The 3,643-nt window shown below is 47.3% G+C and carries 1 protein-coding gene; it reads left to right on the top strand.

Annotated elements, in window-relative coordinates:
- The coding region (locus VIP81_RS08980) for a hypothetical protein (RefSeq protein ID WP_331958697.1) at window positions 1-3,643 on the top strand (3,643 nt) is incomplete at both ends.

Here is a 3,643-nt window from a genome sequence, read left to right as displayed (position 1 = left end):
AACCATCATGGGTAAAAATCACCGATAGTACTTTAAATAATACACAGGTGAAAGTACTGGCCGGGCATACCGCTACAATGGTATGGACCATCTCCAACGGTACCTGTGCCGCTACTACCGACACCGTGCTGCTGACCAACTACAACATCCCTGCTATCGCAAATGCCAACATTGATCAGAAACATTGTAACGATTCGATGTTCACCATGGCGGCCAACAAGCCTACTGAGTATGGTGCAAAAGGTGTATGGTCTGTATTAAATAAACCATCATGGGTAAAAATCACCGATAGTACTTTAAATAATACACAAGTGAAAGTACTGGCTGGTCATACCGCTACAATGGTATGGACCATCTCCAACGGTACCTGCGCGGCTACGACCGACACCGTGCTGCTGACCAACTACGACATCCCTGCTATCGCAAATGCTAATGTTGATCAGAAACATTGTAACGACTCGATGTTCACCATGGCGGCTAACAAGCCTACTGAGTATGGTGCAAAAGGTGTATGGTCTGTATTAAATAAACCATCATGGGTAAAAATCACCGATAGTACTTTAAATAATACACAAGTAAAAGTACTGGCTGGTCATACCGCTACAATGGTATGGACCATCTCCAACGGTACCTGCGCCGCTACTACCGATACCGTGCTGCTGACCAATTATGAGGTACCGGCTATCGCGAAAGCGAATATTGATCAGGAACATTGTAATGACTCTATATTCACCCTGGCTGCTAACAAGCCTACTGAATATGGAGCGAGAGGTGCATGGACAGCAGTGAGTAAACCATCGTGGGTAACTATTACTGATACTACTTTAAACAACACTACCGTCAAAGTACTGGCCGGTCATACCGCCACATTGGTATGGACCATCTCCAACGGCACCTGTGCCGCCACTACCGACACGGTACTGCTGACCAACTACGCCACCGCTAACACCGCTAACGCCGGACCTGATCAAAAAATCTGTAACAATACAGGCGACTTTATCATGCAGGCCAATGCGCCTGGCGTTCCAACTGCGAAAGGCACCTGGACGCTCCTCATGGGTAACGCAACTATCAAATCACCTAACAGTCCAACTACCGCAGTAACCGTACCTGTAGGTGATACAGCTGTACTCCAGTGGGCGATTGCCAACGGCGTATGCGATACCACTTTCAGCCGCGTTACTATTATCAACTACAAAGCTGCGATCACTGCAAATGCTGGTCCTGACCAGGAAAAATGTAACACTACTGCCGACTTTGTAATGAAAGCAAGTCAGCCTGGATCCAGCAGTGCAACAGGTGTGTGGACAGATGTTAGTCGTATCCCTGGCGCCGCAGTGATCAAATCACCAAATGATCCGTTCACCAATGTAACTGTTCCTATAGGCGACACCGTTATATTGAAGTGGACTGTAACCAATGGCACTTGTACCAGTAGCAGCAGCACAGTAACATTGATTAATTATAAGAAGGCAGATGATGCTAACGCCGGTGCAGATATTGAAATGTGTAACAACACAGGAGATTTCACCATGGCAGCTACGCCTCTCTCTGTTGCAAGTGCAAGAGGATTCTGGTCTATCATTAAAGGTAATGCGGTGATCAAATCTGTCAATAGCCCTACTTCTGCGGTAAATGTAAACGTGGGTGACACTGTTACCTTACGCTGGACAGTGACCAATGGTGTATGTAGCGCTACCTGGGACGATGTGACACTCATTAACTATCGCTTACCAGTGTCTGCCAACGCAGGACCTAACCAGGAACACTGTGACGATGCTACCTTTAAAATGAATGCCAGCGATCCTGGTGTAGCAGGTGCAAAAGGTACCTGGATTGTTACCAGCAACAACGCTGCGTTGATTACCATCAATAATATTAACCTAAAAGACGCCACCATCACGGTTCCTGCCGGCGAAACCGCACAACTGACCTGGGTAGTAAGCAACGGAGTTTGTGACGCTTCCAGCTCCAGTGTAACACTGATCAATCGCCAACCAATCCTTGGTAATACTATCCGCGATGATCAAACGGTTTGTTTGACAGAAATACCAATGGCAATACGTGGTATCGCGCTGACTGGCGGTAACGGTACCTATACTTACCAATGGCAACAAAGTACCACTGGCGCTACCGGACCGTTCAACAACATTACCGGTGCCAACGGAGACACCTACCAACCTGGTGTACTCTCTGCCAATAGCTGGTACAGAAGAGTGGTAGCATCTGGTGCTTGTATCAACAACATCAGCAATGCAGTGAAGATCACCGTTGTAACCATTAGTCCGATTGTTACCTCCACTCCCGCTGCTATCACTACGGAATGTGAACGAGGTAAAGACTATACCACGCTCTTCGGAACACCGGTATTCAGTCACGCGCCTTATGATAACGAAACACTCACCGTTACACATAACGATGTAATCGTAGTGATTTCTCCTTGTCTTAGCACCATTACCCGTACCTGGACGGCAACAGACAGATGCGGATTGTCCGTAAGTGCTTCGCAGACTATCACGATAAAGGACACGAAAGCACCGGTATTTACTACCCCTGCTCCTGCCAATATCACGGTTGACTGTGATAAGGTACCTGCTAAAACAGACCTGAAAGCAAACGACGATTGTGCAGGTGAAATCATCATACCTGTGGTAGAAGTTCGCCAGGATATTCCAGGCAGCTGTACCAACAACTATCTGCTGATACGCACCTGGACAGCGAAAGATGAGTGTAACACCGGCATCACCCTGAAACAGGTGATCACCGTGAAAGATATGACTGCTCCGGTATTCAATGTAAACACACCTGCTGATACCACAGTGGATTGTGACAAAGTACCGAACGGATTCAATCTTACTGCTACTGATAACTGTACACCTGGTGTAATTACTGTGGTACCCAAAGACTCCGTAGTACACAACCCGGCTAATTGTAACAACAACTACCTGATCTTCAGGAAATGGACCGCCTTTGATGAATGTGGTAATGCCAGTGCAGTACAACAGATCATCAAAGTACAGGATACTACTAAACCAGTATTCAACATGCCTGCTCCGAAAGACACCACGGTAGATTGCGATAAGATCCCGGCATGGCCAGTAATTACTGCCACCGACAACTGTACCGGTAACGTACAGGTATTCACCAGCACTAAAACAGTGAAATTGCCAGGTAACTGCGCCGGCAACTATCAGGAAACACGCACCTGGACAGTTACTGACGATTGCGGTAACAAACAAACCATGCAGCAGATCATCACTGTACAGGATACCATTAAACCGGTATTCACCGTGAAACCTCCTGCTGATACAACCGTGAGCTGCGACAATATCCCTGCTCCTGCTATGGATGTTCAGGTGACTGACAATTGTAGCACTATCGGAAATGGTCTGACAGTAAGCCGCCGCATCACAACAGAAAGAACACCTGGTGATTGTGCAGGTAACTATCGTATCATCAGAACATGGATTGCGAAAGATGCCTGTGGTAATACTACTACCATCACACAGGTGGTGACAGTAAAAGATACCACCAGACCAGTGATCATGCCTGCTCCGGCAGATGTAGTGATCTTCTGCCAGGATAAGATCCCGGCTCCTCCGGTGCTGACGGCTACAGACAATTGCGACAACAGCTTCCCGAA

Source organism: Chitinophaga sp. (assembly GCF_036566945.1).
Taxonomy (GTDB): Bacteria; Bacteroidota; Bacteroidia; order Chitinophagales; family Chitinophagaceae; genus Chitinophaga.
Note: the sequence above shows the minus strand (reverse complement) of the source record. Positions and strands in the feature narration are given on the sequence as shown.